General features: G+C 37.1%; 10 protein-coding genes. 4 read left to right on the top strand and 6 right to left on the bottom strand.

The window, feature by feature from the left end; translation table 11 throughout:
* The first annotated feature begins 1 nt into the window (after position 1).
* Both KI430_RS05360 and KI430_RS05355 read left to right on the top strand, forming a co-directional pair.
* Positions 2-1414: a carbohydrate porin gene (locus KI430_RS05360; protein WP_248877232.1), complete on the top strand. Its 1413-nt coding sequence runs from the start codon at positions 2-4 to the stop codon at positions 1412-1414.
* A 22-nt stretch (positions 1415-1436) separates the two neighbouring features.
* Positions 1437-2279, top strand: coding sequence for a sugar phosphate isomerase/epimerase family protein (locus tag KI430_RS05355; protein WP_248877231.1), 843 nt, complete (start codon positions 1437-1439; stop codon positions 2277-2279).
* A gap of 759 nt (positions 2280-3038) precedes the next feature.
* Here KI430_RS05355 and KI430_RS05350 read toward each other — a convergent pair.
* From KI430_RS05350 to xth, 5 genes are all read right to left on the bottom strand, one after another.
* A complete protein-coding gene (locus tag KI430_RS05350; protein WP_248877230.1) occupies positions 3039-3620 on the bottom strand; it encodes a hypothetical protein in 582 nt (193 codons plus the stop codon).
* A 25-nt stretch (positions 3621-3645) separates the two neighbouring features.
* Positions 3646-6594, bottom strand: coding sequence for a hypothetical protein (locus KI430_RS05345; protein WP_248877229.1), 2949 nt, complete (start codon positions 6592-6594; stop codon positions 3646-3648).
* 447 nt (positions 6595-7041) lie between these two features.
* Positions 7042-8667: an AraC family transcriptional regulator gene (locus KI430_RS05340; protein WP_248877228.1), complete on the bottom strand. Its 1626-nt coding sequence runs from the start codon at positions 8665-8667 to the stop codon at positions 7042-7044.
* A 494-nt stretch (positions 8668-9161) separates the two neighbouring features.
* Positions 9162-9611 (bottom strand): PA2169 family four-helix-bundle protein, encoded by a 450-nt coding sequence (locus KI430_RS05335; protein ID WP_248877227.1) that lies wholly within the window; start codon positions 9609-9611, stop codon positions 9162-9164.
* 107 nt (positions 9612-9718) lie between these two features.
* Positions 9719-10501 (bottom strand): exodeoxyribonuclease III, encoded by a 783-nt coding sequence (xth, locus tag KI430_RS05330; RefSeq protein ID WP_248877226.1) that lies wholly within the window; start codon positions 10499-10501, stop codon positions 9719-9721.
* Positions 10502-10824: 323 nt separating this feature from the next.
* On the opposite strand from xth, the gene KI430_RS05325 reads away from it, so the two are divergent.
* Positions 10825-14307, top strand: coding sequence for a T9SS type A sorting domain-containing protein (locus KI430_RS05325; RefSeq protein ID WP_248877225.1), 3483 nt, complete (start codon positions 10825-10827; stop codon positions 14305-14307).
* Between the two features lie 355 nt (positions 14308-14662).
* A complete protein-coding gene (locus tag KI430_RS05320; RefSeq protein ID WP_248877224.1) occupies positions 14663-15256 on the top strand; it encodes a Crp/Fnr family transcriptional regulator in 594 nt (197 codons plus the stop codon).
* Positions 15257-15286: 30 nt separating this feature from the next.
* On the opposite strand, the gene KI430_RS05315 is transcribed toward KI430_RS05320, so the two are convergent.
* Positions 15287-18361, bottom strand: coding sequence for a DNA polymerase III subunit alpha (locus KI430_RS05315; protein WP_248877223.1), 3075 nt, complete (start codon positions 18359-18361; stop codon positions 15287-15289).
* Positions 18362-18367: the final 6 nt, after the last annotated feature.

Below are 18367 nucleotides of genomic sequence, written 5' to 3'. Positions count from 1 at the left end.
GATGAAGAACTTCAATGTTTTTAAATACAGCTTTTGGTTTTTATTGATCATTAGCCAGGCTTCTCACGCTCAAATTGTGATCACGAATAAGGATTTTTCCTTTGGGACAACGGGTAGGATTGGCGTCGGATATTCACCAAATGCAGATGGAAAAACCGGAAGACAACTGAATCTTAATAATCAGGGTTCACTTGGAGGAAGAATGGATCAGGGCGATTATGTGGATTTTTTACCTGCTTTTCATTTCACGCCGGTTATGAATGGTGACAGTATAAAAACAACAAAAATCGATATGCAGGCGAGATTAAGTTTCTATTCAGGTGGCACTTTCCTGGGAAATGTAGATTCAAAATCCAACCAGGGGATGATTATCGCTTTGCCGGAAGCATTTGTGGAAGCCAGAAATATTATGGGAAGTGATTGGGATGTTTGGGCAGGTTCACGATGGCTGAGATACGATGACGTCCACATTGCGGATTATTTTTATTTCGATGACCATTCTGCGACGGGTTGGGGTGTGAGACATAAAAATACCAGATTCTCTATGTTTTTTCCGGCAGCGATTGATACTGCAGCGAGTAACTCGACGCCATATTCTTATACCAACGTCATCAGTGGTACAAAAAATCTGGTCTATAGACAACGCGAAGTTTTTATTTTAGAACAGACGATTCCATTTAAAAATAATGTTCATAAACTGAAGCTTTTGGCTGAATTTCATAATCTGGATAAATCGGGAAAAAATTCGATGGAGCAATATCCATCGGACAACGGCTGGGTTTTGGGAGCGAAACTAAGTACAAATTTAAAGACTAAGATTGCAGGTTCTTTCAATCAAATATCAGTGAGATATGGAAACGGAATCGCTAATGGAGGTGACAGCGGAAATACTCAAACCTGGAGAACTTATGGTGCTCCGGATGAAGTTACAAAAACCTATAAAAGTGCATATTCCTTAACTGCTGTAGAACATATTTTGCTCAATCTTTCCACTAAATGGTCGGCCAATGCCTATGCGGTTTTCACAATAAGTAAAGGCGGAGCGAATAGTGATAATAAAGCCATAGATTATTATGAGCGCGAAATTTTTAATAAGAAATCTGAATTCAATACAGGATTAAGAGCTACCTATTATTTCAATAACTGGTTTCATATTCTCTCAGAATTGCATTTTGCATCAAGGAAAGATGGTAATCAGAATTCAGCTTCTATGACGAAATTGGTTCTTGCGCCAACCATCGTTCCGACTGCGGAAAGAAGTGTATGGGCAAGACCGCATATCCGTTTCATTGCAGAAGTTTCAAGGTATAATGATCAGGCGATGAACAGTCTTTATTCACCATTTCTGCAGCAATCTGGTTCCAAAAGATTCGGAACTTACTTTGGAGTAAGAACAGAATGGTGGATCTTCTAGTAAAAATTTAAAAGTAAAAAAAATGAATGTAAAATTTGGAGCTTCACTCCTTTCTTGGATTACACCTAACTGGAATCCTGAAGCCGGAAAATATGCAATCGAAAAAACGGCAAAAGCAGGTTTTGATTTGATAGAAATTCTATTACCAACTTCAATGGAATTTAATTCAAAAGAAGTAAGACAGCAGTTGAAAGATAACAGTTTAGATGTTGTCTGCTCACTGAACCTTCCAAAAGAAGCGCATATCACATTTTATCCCGAAGTTGCTGAGAAATTGATAAAACAGGCAATTGATAAAACTTCCGAGTTGGAAACTGATTTTTTAGGCGGCGTTCTTCACGGTGGAATAGGAGCTTTTTCAGGAAATCCTTTAACCGAAAAGGAAACTGAAATTATTGTGAAAGTTTGGAGTAAAGTCGCCGATTATGCCAAAGAAAAAGGCGTGAAAATAGGAATTGAGCCCATAAACCGTTATGAATCGTACGTTTGCAATACTGCTGAAAATGTTCTGGACTTAATAAAAAAAACAGATAAGGATAATTTGTTTCTTCACCTCGATACGTTTCATATGAACATTGAGGAAAATAATTTTTACGATCCCATCATTCTTGCAGGAAAGAAGCTTAAACACGTTCACATCACAGAATCTCACCGCGGAATGTTAGGTGAAGGAACAGTAAATTGGAAGGAATTTTTCAGAGCTTTGAAAGAAATCAATTTTGAAGGAAATCTGGTTTTAGAAAACTTCTCATCATCAATCTCCGGGATGCAGCAAATGGTTTCTCTTTGGCAGAAATCACCTTATGATGCCGATCAGCTCGCTAATGGAAGCTTACAATTTTTGAAAAATTATGTGAACGTGTAAAAATGACGGTTTGAATGAGAATTTAATAATATCATTAGCTCCTTATAATAATATTGATTTATTAAAATTAGACAACTATATATTTGAAGGCATTAAATCAAAAGCTTTAGGTGTTTACACATTATCTAGGCTGTTATACTTTTAGGTTATTAACTATTGATAAAAATCGCTACAATATTATTTCGAATTATAAATTAAAAGTTACGAATTGTAATTTTTACTTTTATACAACCGATATTTTTTAAATTTGAGAAAATTTATGTTTGTAATTATATATATAAAAACACAATAATGAAATTAAATATCATCGAGCTTAGATTCCAATATTTGACATTCGTTTTTTGCTTTTTTTGTGCTGGAAATATTTCTGCAGAGAATTTTTATCCCAAAAATTTCGGTGATCTATAGTCAAACCGCAAATTCCAAGGTCAACCATGTTTGCCATAAGCTTTCATCCAATAGCCGCTGAATATATCTTTTAGCAATCCTTTTTGGATTTAAAGGATAATGAACAAATCCTTTCTCCTGATCACTGTGGATTTTGTAAAAGCGATATGGCTGATTTTATGCAATTTTACAGCAATCGGTCCCTTGTCCAATTATCAGCATTGACAACAAAAATAAACCTAACAGATTAATAGTTGTTTATTGCTTGCTTCATATCGTACAAAAGACTGGGCAGAAAAAAACACAAATTTTAAGATTTCTAACCTTATAAAAACACTGCCCAGCCAAATTGTTCTATTAAAGATTTAGTTTTTATGGGGCTTTCCAGAATGTCCAAGCACTCCCATTAAACACAGCAAGTCTTTTAGCATCTTCTTTATTGATGTATACCATCATACCGGGTGCAGGATCCGTAACATCGTCTGTACTGTTTACCATAGGCAGCACCATTGCTTTGGTCTCGGATTCTAAAACAAGGACGCCATCTGTTGATGTACTTGCTGCTCCTATAATAACTTTAGCTGCGGAATCCTCGCTAACAGTTGCAGATGTTGGCTGCATAGCCATTGCGGCTGAAATATCGGCTGTATTCCCATTGCTGAGATCAAACCAGCCATCGGAAGATTGCATTCCTGTGACGCCATTGTAATATTTTACTTTAGCTTTTGTAGCGTCTCTGGCATCAAGAATAAAAGTTCCTTCCACAAGACCTCCGCCAGAGGGTAGTGTTCGGATGTAAGGAAGTATAATCCCTTTATTTTGCCCAAGTGCAAATTCAAGGAGAACGGAATTTTTCTGTCCGGCTGGTACGCTGCCAGTAGCATTGCCGATAATTACCTGCGAAAATGCTGTAGCATATAACAATAGGCTTGTAATTGAGAATACCTGTTTCATTATTAATTATTGATTAGTAAAATTATTATGGACAAGCTTGTTTGTTAAAACAGCTCCATATACCGTCATGGTAAATTTTCAAGCATTTAACAGTTGTATCATAGACCATCATACCTTCCTGCGGGTTTACGATTTTAGGTGCGATGGTAGTGGGGCTGCTTTGTCCTTGAATTTCAGTCGTGGAAAGGCGTGTTATTACAAAGCCACGATTATTAGATTCCAAGGCTATATGTCCTGACTTCCTTGCCATCGGCCAGTTTCCTGGAGCATCACCACCAGCCCTTTTCAAAAGAGTAATGCCCATCTTAGTATCTGGACCATTCCCTGTCAAAACAGCGGGTCGGTAGCACGCGCAAGGTGTAATATTAAGACCATAACCGTAACCATCCATAATGGTCAGGCCGACAACATTTTGAGTGACAGTAATGTTATTAGTCCCTGTATGGTTCCACGTGATAGTATTTAATGCATTACCATTAGTAAGCACAAGCGGTTGAAGAGATCCATATGAAGCCTTACTTCCATAAAGGGAGATAACACCGGCTGGGCTGATAGAGATACGGATGAGTGGATTAGCAGGATTTCCTCGCATCTGCCAGATATCAGCAGCTGTTCCATTGTGTGTAGTGTTGACTTCATATTGAGATCCATCGGCGAATCGGACATTGATGCCGGAAGTTCCTGATGACTGGAACTGAAGCTCTTGTGTAGCTATCAACGTACCATTGATATTTAAATTGAACGAATTATCCAGTTCATAAATGTCAAAAACAAATCCGTAGTTAGAAGGTGGTTGCGTAATATTCTGAGTAATATAAGGGTTCGGAGAGTCTGAAATACTCCATTGAAAGGTATTCCCATTGACGGGTTCTGTACAGATTTCACCTGGTGTAAATGTTACAGTATTATGGTTCAAAATGTTATTACATATTCCCCCAAGTCCGTTGTTGGCACACTCGTATTGGGCATTAGTAGGAGGCACACCTGGCGTATTATTGGTCGCATCAGGATCCGTAACATCGTTTGGTCTTAATATCGCAGCCTGAACCTCTACAGCACCTGCATTTGCCGCGCTGCTCACAAGCATTGTAAAGGTGTATGTAATTTCGCATCCGTTGGGCAGATTAAGCTGAGAAGAATAGATGTGTGTAACCGCATTATAGCTGACAGCATTCGCTTGAGTGCCACAGTTGTTACCGGCAAATGTGAGAGACTGCGGATCGAAACCTGACGGCGCTGTAAAAGTGAATGGTGCATTTTCAACATCGCTAGGGCCATTATTTTTCACTTTCACTGTATAGGTAATCTGGTCGGCAATTGCCAAAGTGTTCTTATCTGCAGTAACAGCCGTAACCTGAAGATCGGCTGTCTTTACAATAACTGAAGTTTCTGATTGGGCAATCGGCCCCTTGATATAAGACCACGTGTCGATTGATTTTTCATTACCAAATCCATTTCCGAGATTGGCTGAAGTCAGGGGGCTTGTGCTGTTAGTCTGCTGTCCCCACATATGTCCACCTGTACCGGTAGGACCACTAAGTGAACCGGAAACGCTGGCGTTAGCAGGTGTAGATCCTTTTCCCTGATTATTGGTGGTAGTCCTCGTTATATCACTATCATCCCAATATACACGGTAGCGTTCGCTGGTAGTATCGATCCCATTTAAAAGTTCCAACACTATACCGTTGGGATTTATTTCCATGTCAATAAATGGAAAATGCACTTCTGCACCGCGTAATTGAACTTTAAGCCTGATTGGCTGGTTACCCTGCGGCAGATTGTTGCCATTGCCGTCTTTTCCATCCCAGAATACATTATTGTTGCCTGCGGCAGCGATTCCGGTTAAAGTCCGTGTTATAAAAGTCGCTGGTATTGAAGCACTTTCTATAGTAATTGTATAGGAACCTTGAACTGCTGCATTAAATCTAACATAGCCACCTTTAACACTGCTGACCTGTCCAGGTGTTGTTTCAGCACCAACAAGGCTCACATTGTAAACTGTAGGTTCAATGACGTTTGTTCTCAGCCAGGTTGTATTTCCGGGTACACTACCACTTGCTGATACAGGCAGATCAGAGGATGGCTGACTGTAAAATATCTTATGGGTGATGTCTGATGATGTATCTGCAGCAATAGGGGATTGTACATAAGATGCAATACCGCTTGAAAAGTCCATACTTTTATAAGTAGAGCTGTTATTTGAAATAAAACCTCTATTGTTCACAAAAAATGTAAAGCCGACTCCATTATTACCATTATTATTAACTCTGTAGATATAACCATCTTTTGTTAATGCGTAAACCTGTCCGTAAAACCCACTTTGAGTATTGCTGATATGCAAATTTACTACATTGGAATAAGTCCGACCTGTTATCCATGAACCCGAAGATTCTACCGAGACGTCCCAGGCTGCAATTAATTCTGAATTTGTTCCCTGAGTCCAAGAAGCGTCTGCAGCAACACTTGTAACTGAAGGCGTAGCGGAAGAATTAACGTCACCGGTTGGCGTAAATTCGATTTTCCATATACCAGCTTGGTTCGCTGTCGCAGTTCTGTTAAAAGTTAAATATCGATTCGAACCAGCTGCCTGTCCTAAAAGTCTTGGTCCTGCCAACTCTGAAGTTCTGTTGCTTATCTGTCCAGTAGTGTTATTAGCGGAAGTGTAAACAGAGCCATCCGGAGCTGTAAGAACAATTCTGCCATTTCCTATACCCTGAGCACTTGAGGCTGTGTGGATAATTTCACCCGCCTTAACATAAGCATAATGTGCTCCCGCTGTTTTAAAAGGCCACGAAGCCATCGTAGAACCGGTGGTACCATTATAAGTATTACTGTACAGATAAGCACGGCCGCCAGCAGAGCCGCTAGGATAAAGATCTTTAGACCCTTCAGCAAAAAGAAAATTAGCTGTAAGAAAAATTAAACAGCAGAAGAACCTTCCTCTGTTGAGATAGTTAAAAATTTTTCGTGTCATTTTGTGTTGATAAAATTTAATAAACCTTTTTAAGAATTAAATTCTTGCTTTCAGATTCGGGTGGTCAAAAAAACTTTCCCGATAGATATTCGGGAAAAGCTTTCAGACTTTTTTCATCATTTGTATCCTGTTTCCAGCAAGTCAAAAAATCTGATGCAAAATACCAGTTATCAAAACTGATATACAACAAAATGAGGGGTCGTATTCAGGAAAATGAATGTCAATAATATATTATGAATAGAGATTTAATAATTTAATAGTCTGGTGATTAGCAAAAATAAAAAAGGAGACTGCTGCCTCCCTTAACTTTATGAATTTTAATCTTCTGAATGTCATCTTCGATCAAAATTCAGATTCAATAATTTAATGTGATTTTTAAGTTTTAGACAAAATTATGCGACGCTAAACGGACGCGATCGGTTTATTTCCGAAAAAAAAACATCGATTTCAATTCAAATGCTGTGATCGAAGATGATCAAGGAATTCGGAAGGCGAGACATCAGTAACTTTCCTAAATGCAGCTGCAAACTTACTTTGAGATGAAAAACCGGCTTCCTCAGCTAAGCTGGAAATTTTGTACTTGTGATATTGACTGTCATTTTTTAGTTTATGAATAATATGTCTAACCCTCAATTCATTAATGTAATTCTTAAAATCTTTCTTTTTGTGGTTATTAACTACAAAAGAAAGATACTTAGTGTTTGTGCTGCAATAAGCTGCAACATATGGAAGAGATACATTATTTCGGGTAAATAATGTGGTCTGTTCAAACTTTTCAAGCTTACCTAGGATTTTCTTTTCAGTAGCGGGAGTCATTAAAGCTTGAGTTTCTGTTTCAATGTCATCTTGTTGTTGAGACAAAGCCTCATTAATAGAAAAAAAATTGGCTTCGGGAATGTCGGATTCGACCATTCTTTTGCTGTTTATCTCTTCAAATTCATTTAAGATCTGCTGTATTTTTATAAATTTTTCTTTCTGACGCTTTCTATAGATCATAAAATAACCCATAATTAAGCTTAGCAATAAAAGCGTTAATGCAATCCATACACTTTTTCGCTCTGACTGCTGTTGTTTTTTTTGAGAATCTTTCTCCATTTTTGTAAAGGAATCATTAATAAAAGATGCAGTTTTGCCGCTGATTTTTTCTTTAACAGAGTCTTGTTTGCGTTTGCTTAATTCAAGTTTTTCAATATCTTTGGTTAAAGCGTAATATTGCTGAGAGCTTTGATAAATTTCATTTTTTAAGCTGAGGTAGGGTGACTCTTCAGCAAGCTTCTGAGCTTTATCAATCAAAGGCTTTGCTTTTTCGGGATTTTTTTGTGCGATATGGATTTGTGCCATTCCATTTAGAACCAAGGCTGTAAGGAAGTTGTCAGGCATTTCATTCAATTTATTCAAAGCTTTTTGATAATAATTCATAGCCTTTGAATAATTTTTCAGGTGGTAATAATTCAAACCTAAAAGCTGTTCATTATTAGCTGTAAGAAACGGATTATCCTGTCCGGAGAGACTAAAATACCGTGAGGCGCCATCAATCATTTTAATTGATTCACGATAATTTTTTTGTTCAAGCTGATAGTAAGCTTTCTCTTGCATAAGAAAGCCATTCGTTTGATTGACAAGTTTTAGATCATCGATGTTTTTTATAATTTCAGTTGTTTGATCTATATATTTTTTTGAATAGTCATAAAGTCCCAGATGTCTATACTGGGTAGCTAAAAAACCAGATACCTTCGCTTTCCATACATATTCATTTGTGTCGCCCAGTATGCCGTCAGCTTTTGTGGCATAATCAACAGCTTCTTTAAATTCTCCGGCTTGTTGAAGTAATGTAGCTGACAGCATGAGGCTCTTAGCTTTATAGCGCGGACTTTCGGAAATATTATATAGAGAATCAGCTATTTTTAATGCTCTTCTGAAATCTTTTTGAGATATTTCAAGATATGTATTGGTGTAAATTTTATTAAAGGCTTCAGGGTTTTGTGCCTTTGTGAAGGTTATTAAAATAATTGTACAAAGAGTTGTTAGGCGAAAAAGAGAACTCTTCCGGTCATTTAATTTATTTGTCATCATATTTGGGTGTTGAACCGTCAAAGTTAACATAATATATTTTTGGTCATGATGACCGGGTGCGTATTCTGCCTTTCGTTTCAAACCGAAAGCAGGAAAATGGCTCGTAAATTTCTCTGCTTATTTATTTGTCTAAAAGCATTTTATACCTTAAAAGAAATTTATCTGACATAATTATTTTACAGCTTTGTTATTTTTGCATTTCAAGTTGAATAATGAAACCTAAAAAGAGTTGCGATCATCTTTGCCGTAGTAAAGTTATGTCCATAATGAAATTAGACGAAGGTATTTAAAAAAATAAAATACTGATCTTGATAGCATTCTGAACATTATTCCATCTACTTAAGAATAATGATTGTATTTATTTAGTATTCAGCAGTTCTAAAATACAGTAAACGGAAACTAAGGCAGATACATTATTACAATCCAGATTTAACGCTTTATAACGAATTCGCAAAAAAAAAGAGAGTCAATTTTGACTCTCTTTTTCATATCGATCAACTGCGATTTTCAAGATGTTCAAACTTCGAATGTGAAGCTTTTAGATGATGCAGGTGATCTAATACGACCTGAGAGCTTTCAGGGCAGAGATCACCATTGTCTAATGCATTTTGATAGGCTTTAATAGCAGCATTTTCTCCAAATACTACATTTTCAAGTGTTGCCTCATCATTGTCAAAAGATAATTCATTTTTAACATCAATCCAGGCACGGTGTATTGCACCTGCAGTACTTCCTGTATTGTCTGGCTGACCACCGCGTTCATTAATGAGTCTGATGAGATCATTTTTCATTTCCTGCGATCTTGATACCATTTGATCATAATCATTTCTCAAAGCAGGGTGTGTTTCCCATACTTTATCTTCAACTTTAGAGAATCCCTGAATTCTGTCGTTTGTGATGTTCAGCAAATCATTGAGTGTTGATACTGTTTTTTCATTATTCATAATAAAAATTGTTTGGTGAGCGAGGTGTGTTGCAATAAATATGCCCTGTCTGTAATATTCAATATTATACCAAGGGAATTGATGTGATATATTGCAATACTATAGGTTTAGACTTTGCTTTTATCAAGTTCCACCCAAACCGGTGCGTGGTCACTTGATTTCAGCCATCCTCTGACATGTTTGTCCACGCCGCCGCTTATCAAACAATTTTTTAAATACGGGCTTAATAAAATATGATCCAGTCTAATGCCGGCATTCCGTTCATAAGCCTTGAAAAGGTAATCCCAAAAAGTATAAATAGTTTGCGATGGATAAAGTGTTCTCAAAGAATCTGTCCATCCTAATTTAAGTAGTGATTGATAAGCTCTTCGCATTTCGATCCTGTAGAGTGCATCGTTTTCCCATTTTTCAGGTTTGTAGACATCAGCAGCAGTTGGGATAATATTGAAGTCACCGATTATAACGGCAGGAAGATCCATATCTATAAACTCTTTTGTTCGCTTTTTCAGACGCTTTACCCATGCTTGTTTATAATCATATTTCGATCCCGGATATGGGTTTCCATTTGGCAGATAAAGACAGCAGATAACCATTTGATCGATGATGGCTTCCAAATATCTGCTTTGTAAGTCATCTTCATCACCCGGCAGTTGTCGTTGAACCTCGGTTATTTCATATCCTTTGCTCAGGATGGCGATTCCATTCCACTGTTTTTGTCCTTTCCATATAGCCTGATAACCTGCGTGATTAAGTTCTTTAATGGGAAATCTGTCCTGCGGTGCTTTGAGTTCCTGAAGACATACAATGTCTGGCTGGGATTCCTCAAGCCACTTCAGAAGGACAGGTAGTCTACTGTTAATGCCATTAACATTATAAGTCGCTATTTTCATAATTAAATTGCTATACCGTATTGTTCTTTACCAAATACTTCGCTTAAAGAATTTCCTGCGATATCTATAATAAGGAATTATCAAAGTGTACGCCATTTACATGTGGGAAGTCAGAAACTCTTTCATGGGTATTTCTCAACCTCTTAATGCTTAATACCAATCAAATTTCACTAAAAATCGAGCATCAATTTACTATATTATAATTATGAATGTGTATTATTGTTAAATTCATACTTATAATGATTTAATCATTTAATATTAGCACGTATTTTGTAATATGATTATGAAAAATACTTAACATGATTAAATTTTACAAACTTTGTATGCTTATTTGTACCGTATTTTTTTTCGGACAAAAGCCAGTGTCTATAGATTATAATTCTCTAGTTCATAATTTTCAAAAAGCAGAAGGAGACTATACGCTTGCACCTAATAGTTATATTTTTTATAAAGATGGTCTTCTGCCTGATGGTACAAAAACTGACGGTTTATATATACCTGTTGCTAAAGCTTATCAAATGTGGAAAAATGGCAGATATATGCAGAATGATACTGGGGAATTTACTCCGATTATTGAAAGCGGTCAGCAGACTGCAACTGTATTTTGGGAAGATGTCAATGGATTAGTAAGTTCAACTTCCATCGTTGGAACGGGCGAGGATGCTAAAATTAAAGTTTTAATTGATAAAACAAAAGGTGAAGGTAATGCAAGTATAGCCTTTAACGTCAATGGTATAATCTATTGGACCTGGCATATTTGGATTACGGATGATCCTTCAGGCGGAGCTCTTTACGGACAAGGTTTTGAAACGAATGTCTTGAATCAGGCATTCACACCACAGTATATGGATCGAAATCTTGGTGCGACAAACGCTCACTTTCTTGGTAATGAATGGAACAAATCAGGAGGTTTGATGTACCAGTGGGGCAGGAAGGATCCTGTACCTCCACTGCAATATAAGGACGGAACATTTTATGAAATCACAGGTGATGTTGGAAGCAGGAGACATGCTTATGCAACATTACAATCTTCACCAATATCTGTAAAGCAAAGAGGTATTGATACTGGCACCAATACTATCAATGGAAATTTAAGATACTCCATTAATAATCCTATTGACATTATTAGTCACGCCACCAATGATGGAACATGGTTTTCAAGTCAGGAGTATAAAGTCAGTAATTCCAATCCTGACCTGATAGAAACTTGGGACTTATGGTCAGATAACAGAAAAGGCTTACATAGCAATGCCTCCAGCGGAAATGCAACTGTTGCCGCAGATAGCAAATCATATGAATTAAAATCAGAGTATGATCCTTGTCCCAATGGATGGCGAGTTCCTTCGCATTATGGAAGAAACACTATTAATAATAATCTTAACCCATTGGGCAGAAAAAACAGTGGTGTGAATGATGACACAAATATTGCTAATAGTCAGATTTTGCCTAATGCAATTAATAATGTATTGCTGGGAGTCAAGGTTTACCCAGGCAGAGGAATGGATTTTAATGGAACTGATAACCGAAAAATAGGATTAATGCCAACTAGCGGGAACTATGTTTATTATCAGAACAATGTTGGTACACCTACATCAGTGGTCTATCAGGATCCGGGATCGGATGCTTTTTTACTTATTGGGACTTATGGAATTGGAGGTAACAGAGGAACGATTATTCGTAATGATCCTCAAAGAACCGATGTTTCTGCTACCGGCTGGAATGGAATCTATGTCAATCAAACTTTTAAAACCAATGCTTTGGGAGCAGTAAGATGTATGAAAGATCCGAATCTTTCATTGTTACCTGTATTTTATAATACAGAATATGTTCTGTCAACCGACAATGATAACACGGATTATAAAGCCTGGACAAAAGAACCCAACAGTTTTGTAGTGATGACTGGTGAAGTTAGTGATCCTGTAGCGCAAGATAAAGAGCTGTTGATCAGTCTTAAAAAAGCTTACGCCATGCACAAACTTTATCTTTCCGATAATAAGCAACTTCCGTCAGGTAATATCAATACAGGAAGCGTGGTATGGACTGACAATCCGGATTTGATCAAAAAAATTCAAATTATTGGTACATATCCGGATCAGCAATTGAAAGTTACGATAGCTGCGAAGGAAAAAGGGAACGCTGTAATTGCTTATCATAAAGGTAATAATGGGGTATGGGGGACATCCAACCCTGATAAAGTATTATGGAGCTGGCATATCTGGGCACCGGTTACAAACCCTTTGTCTGAGGATAATCAAATAACATATACAACTGAATCTATTGAAAATGGCGGCATCATTCCAACAACAAATCCTCAAATAATATATCCTGCTAAAGGTGGAACACCAATGAGTACAATATTTATGGATAGAAATCTTGGAGCTTTGCAAGCGTTACCATCAACACTGATAAGACCTGATTTAGCCACTGAACTGCAATCTAAAACACAAATCCAGCAGTCTGGAGGGTTGCATTATCAATGGGGCAGGAAAGATCCTTTCCCAACGTTCCATAATCCTGGAGGAACTCAATATATATCAGCTCACGCTAATAGTGTTCAGGTTGCAGCGACATATAGTGTTTATAAGCAAATCGGAATCGACGGTAACGGAAATGTCATTTTAGGGATATCCAATCCAATCACAGACGACATTTTTTCTTCGACAGACAATATTTCCGGCTATTCGAGAGAGTGGGATATTTATAAATCTTCCGCAGGTATTTTAGCTTCTGAACCGAAGAATGAAAAGATCAGAAAAATAATAAAATACACTACTGAAAATCCGTTATATTTCCTTTTCAGAGCCAAAACCGGTCAAGAACTAGGAATTGAAGATGCTGGAACGTTGCTTACAAAATCACTACAAGTAAAAGACTGGATCTCCGATGAAAACGGACTTGCACAGGATAGATGGGGCCATGCTGCAGAGAAATCAGTATTTGATCCTTGTCCGGCAGGATGGAGGGTTCCAGATACAGCTAATGCCAATTTATTTGCTGCAGTTAACAATAGTACCTATGCAAGAGGATCGTCTCCCTGGTTCTATAATGGGTATAATACCAGCAGCAGTTTTTCAAATTACGGTATTGTTCAAAGTACAATTGCAGATCTCACAGCAGGAGCAGTCAACAATGCCATAAATGTCAGACAGTATCCTGGTTATACACTTTCAATCACGACGGAAAGTACAACACCAAGCAGCAGATCCGGTTGGGTATTTAATTTTCCAAATTCAAAATATAACATAGGAAATATCCCTGCAACCGGTATAAGGGGAATTCTTGGTGGTAATGATTGGAGAAATATCAGAAGCGCTTCGCCTACTACAGATAATTATAAATATCAAACGGGATTATGGACCAGTTCTCCTGCAGATTTCTACACTGGTTATGCTATTGGACTTAACCTTAGCAGCATATCAGGAAGTGGTGGTAAATTGGCCTCGGGAACAGGCTTTTATCCGCAGGCAGCAATGGGGGTAAGATGCTCAAGAGATACTGAAAGATATATGGGAGATCTACCATATACAGTTAATCCCGATGGCACAACTCTCAGCTCGGTTATTACGATTAAAGATAATAATGATGAAATTCAAATACATCCAAATCCCGTAAAAGATGTACTTCACATCGTTTCAAAAAATAATGATAGGCTGGATCCGGCATTTATTATTTATAGTACCACAGGAAGCGTTGTAAAGCGTGGTTATTTCAGCAACGGCAGCATCGATATATCAAACTTACCTTCAGGCGTCTATATGCTGACAGTTGAAAATTCACTGAAGGCTTTTAAAATCATTAAAAAATAAGTTATCCTAAAATAAGCAGCTCTATATTGTTCCCTTCATCATTACTATCTTAAAAATGAAGCTTGAGTAAAAACTGTTAATATCTGCGTTAGTCCTTTTCGCAGTAAATTAATCAATTGATCTACTGCATAATTTAACTTCATTCCAAAAAAAATATTACAGAGTAGTGCAACTATCCAGTCCAAAAAATCATATTTATCGTAAATGATCGTATGTATTTATCATTTTTCTTGATCATTTTTCGATTTAGTTAATTATGATTTGTATTCTTAACATTACAGAGGTTAAGTAATCAAAGTAATATGTATCAACTGAAAGTTTTTGATATAACATCCTAGTAATAAAAGTATAAATGATGATTGATATTAATGTTCTGAAATCCGTAAATGCTGAGACAATCAATTTTAATAGTGGAGAAATGATTTTCCGAGAAGGCGATTTTCCTAAGTTCTATTATCAGATTGTTATAGGAAGTATCAAGTTATTCAATCGGGACTTAAATGGTAAAGAGCTTATTCAGGGAATTGTTTTAGACGGATATTCCGTAGGGGATTTTGCTTTGCTGACAGACAGGCCATATCCAATTAATGCCGAAGTTTTAACAGATGCTGTTCTCTTATGCCTCTCAAAAGATAATTTTTTTGACCTGTCAAAAAGTAATCCGGAAGTCGGATTAAATGTAGCGAAAAATATTTCTGATCTTACCTATTTCAAATTTATAATGGGAAGTATTTATTTAATGAAAAGTCCCTCTCACAAATTGATCGCATTAATGGATTATCTCAAGAGCAGGCAAAATAATCGGAAAATTTTTTCCTTTCAAATACCCTTAACACGGCAACAAATGGCAGACTTGATCGGTTTAAGAGTGGAAACAACTATCCGAACAGAAAAAAAAATGGAGAAAGCAGGACTTCTAAAAATTATAGACCACAAAGTGTTTTATTGAATGTGTCATCCATTAAAAAATGATATTACCCTATATTCCTTTTTGTCTCGGCAGTCCTATCTCATATTCCATAGGATAAGGCTCACGTGATGTTTTACTCACGTCATCTCGAAGGCTTCGTTCCATCTCTTTAGATTTTTCTTCATCCATTGAATATCTTGGATCAGCAATGAGCGGCATCTTAGCCATTCTTGTAATGTTTACCGTTGGAAAATGATAATCGACTTCGACAGTTCCCAGCAAAAGATAAATTCCGCCTTCCATAAAAGGAAATTTTCTTAAGCTGTCAGGAAAATGAGCGGTATCGAAGTATTGTCCTTCAGCATCAATCCAAGTTCCGAAATACATGTCATCTTTCTTGCCCGGATGATTTTTCATTTTGATAGGAACATGCTTTCTTGAAATCAGATAAGCCAGCATCTTAACAGTTTTTTTATGGTATTTCAAAAGGTCCTTAACCAGAACATGACCTCTGTATTTAGTCTTCAGTAAATCAAAAATAGAATGTGACACCGGAAATCCCAGTATTTCAATTTCATCAAAGGCATCTTCAAAAACATTCTTTTCAATAACTGGTAATTCATAATTTTTTTGAGGTTCCTCAAATAAAGAAATCACTTTTATCCTGTAGTGGTTTTTAGATAACAGAAATCTCGCTTCAATCAATAGTTCATGTTTCTGTTTTCCTGTGAATCTGAAAGCGCCTACATAAATTAAGATTTGCAGCGTTTCAATACCGATTTGGATTCTTTTTACAAAGTCTTCCAGTGATTTATAATCACCATTTTCTTTACGTTCTTCAGTAATCAATAGTTTAACAGCAGCTTCCAGTTTTTCAATATGCATTAAACCTAAGTAGACATCTGTACCATATACGGTGGTCTGGAATTCACTGAGGTTAACACAAGGATTATGAATTTTGGCGCCAGCCATTTTGGCTTCGTGAATATAGACTTCCGTTCTGTAAAATCCACCGCCATTATTAATGGCAGATACCATAAATTCAATGGGGTAGTAGGCTTTCAAATAAAGACTCTGGTAACTTTCCACCGCATACGAAGCTGAATGGGCTTTACAGAAAGAATAGCCTGCAAAAGATTCGATCTGTCTGTAAACTTCCTGAGAGAGCTGATCGGGATGCCCTTTTTTCTTGCAGGATTCAAAAAAATCCTCTTTAAGTTTTTGCAACGCAGAGAGAGAACGCCCTTTGCCGCTCATGGCTCTTCGGAGAACATCGCCATTAGCTGCTGATACGCCACCAAAGTGCATTGCAATTTTAATTACATCTTCCTGATAAACCATAATGCCATAGGTTTCGCCCAGTTCTTTTTCAAACACCTCATGAAAATATTCAAATTGTCCTGGGTGATTATGTCTAAAGATATATTCCCGCATCATACCACTTTGGGCTACACCTGGACGAATAATCGATGAAGCGGCCACCAGAACTTTATAATTGTCACATTTTAGCCTTCTCAAGAGCCCACGCATAGCAGGTGATTCAATATAAAAACAGCCTATGGTTTTTCCAATGCTTAGAAATTCGTTGCATTTTTCTTCATTCTTCGAAAGCGTCGTGTCATCAATATCAATGCTGATCCCTCGCTTCTCTTTAATCAGATTAACCGCCTCTTTGATGGTTCCCAAGCCGCGCTGTGATAAAATATCAAACTTTTCCAGACCAATGTTTTCAGCAGTGTGCATATCAAACTGGACAATAGGAAATTCTTTGGGTGGAAATTCCAAAGCTGAGTAATTGGTTATAGGCTCTTCAGAAATCAGAATACCACAGGAATGCATACTTCTCTGATTTGGAAAGCCTACCAGAAGCTGTTCAAACATATAAATCTGCTGAACAACTGAATTCTGGTCGTGTAATTCTTTCGGTTTTTTAGAAAGCTGATCGAGTTCATCTTTTGGTAATCCGAAAACCTTCCCAATCTCCCTGAATCTTGACCTTTTTTTAAACTCTACATTCGTTCCGCAAAAAGCAACATGATCCTTGCCATATTTTTTGAAAATATACTCTAAAATGTCATCCCTGTTTTTCCAGCTCCAGTCAATGTCAAAATCAGGAGGGGACTTACGGTTAAGGTTGAGAAAGCGCTCAAAATACAGATCCAATTCTAATGGGCATATGTCAGTAATCCCGATACAATAAGCGATAATGCTGTTGGCGCCGCTACCTCTGCCGACATGCATAAAACCCATCCTTTTGCTATATTGGATAATATCCCAGGTAATCAAAAAGTAACCACAGAAATTCAATTGATCAATTACTTCTAGTTCTTTTTCAACTCTGTAAATAGCAGCTCTGTTTTTGTCTGGGTATCTTTGAGTCAATCCTTCATAAGCAAGCTGTGTTAATAATTTAAAATCATTGTCTTTGCTTCCGGTATAATGTTTTTTATTCTTCGGCGTTTCAAAATCAAAATCAAAACTACACTCACTGACGATGTGTTTGGTATTTTCAATAATTTCAGGGTATTGTTGGAACGGATCCAGAAGTTTTCTTTTACTGATGAAATATTCACTGTTCCTGCAATAATCATTTTCAGTCAGTTTGGTGAGTAGGGTATTGCCGTCAATTGCGCGCAACACTTTATGAAGCTCATATTCTTCATCCGTCTTAAAAGTGACCGGATGCAGAATGATCATTTTAGGAATTAAAGATTTCAGTTCAGGATTAATTAGGTAATTTATTTCATCCTTTCTGATACCAACAAATTCGTGATGTAATAATTTTTCGGGTCTATTCTGCAAAGAATAGATAACATAACAATTTTCCAATGGAGGATTGATCTTAGGAATGTCAATGCCTTCACAATTATAAGCGGTCAACAGCTTATTGACTTCAGCAATCCCGTTAGGGTTCTTAGCAAGACAAATATAATACGGCTCATTTTCAACTCTTACATCAACGCCTACGATCGGTTTGATGTTATGGTCCTGACACAATTTATAAAACTGGTAGATACCCGTGACGGTATTGATGTCTGTCAATGCTAAAACTTTCAGCTGATAGTCAACAGCCAGCTGAACCAGATCTTCAACAGAAATAGTCCCGTAACGCAGGCTGTGATAGGTGTGGCAGTTAAGAAACATAAGCAA

The organism is Epilithonimonas zeae (assembly GCF_023278365.1).
Lineage (GTDB): Bacteria > Bacteroidota > Bacteroidia > Flavobacteriales > Weeksellaceae > Epilithonimonas > Epilithonimonas zeae_A.
The sequence above is the reverse complement of the archived record's forward strand: the minus strand, read 5'-3'. Positions and strand labels throughout refer to the sequence as shown.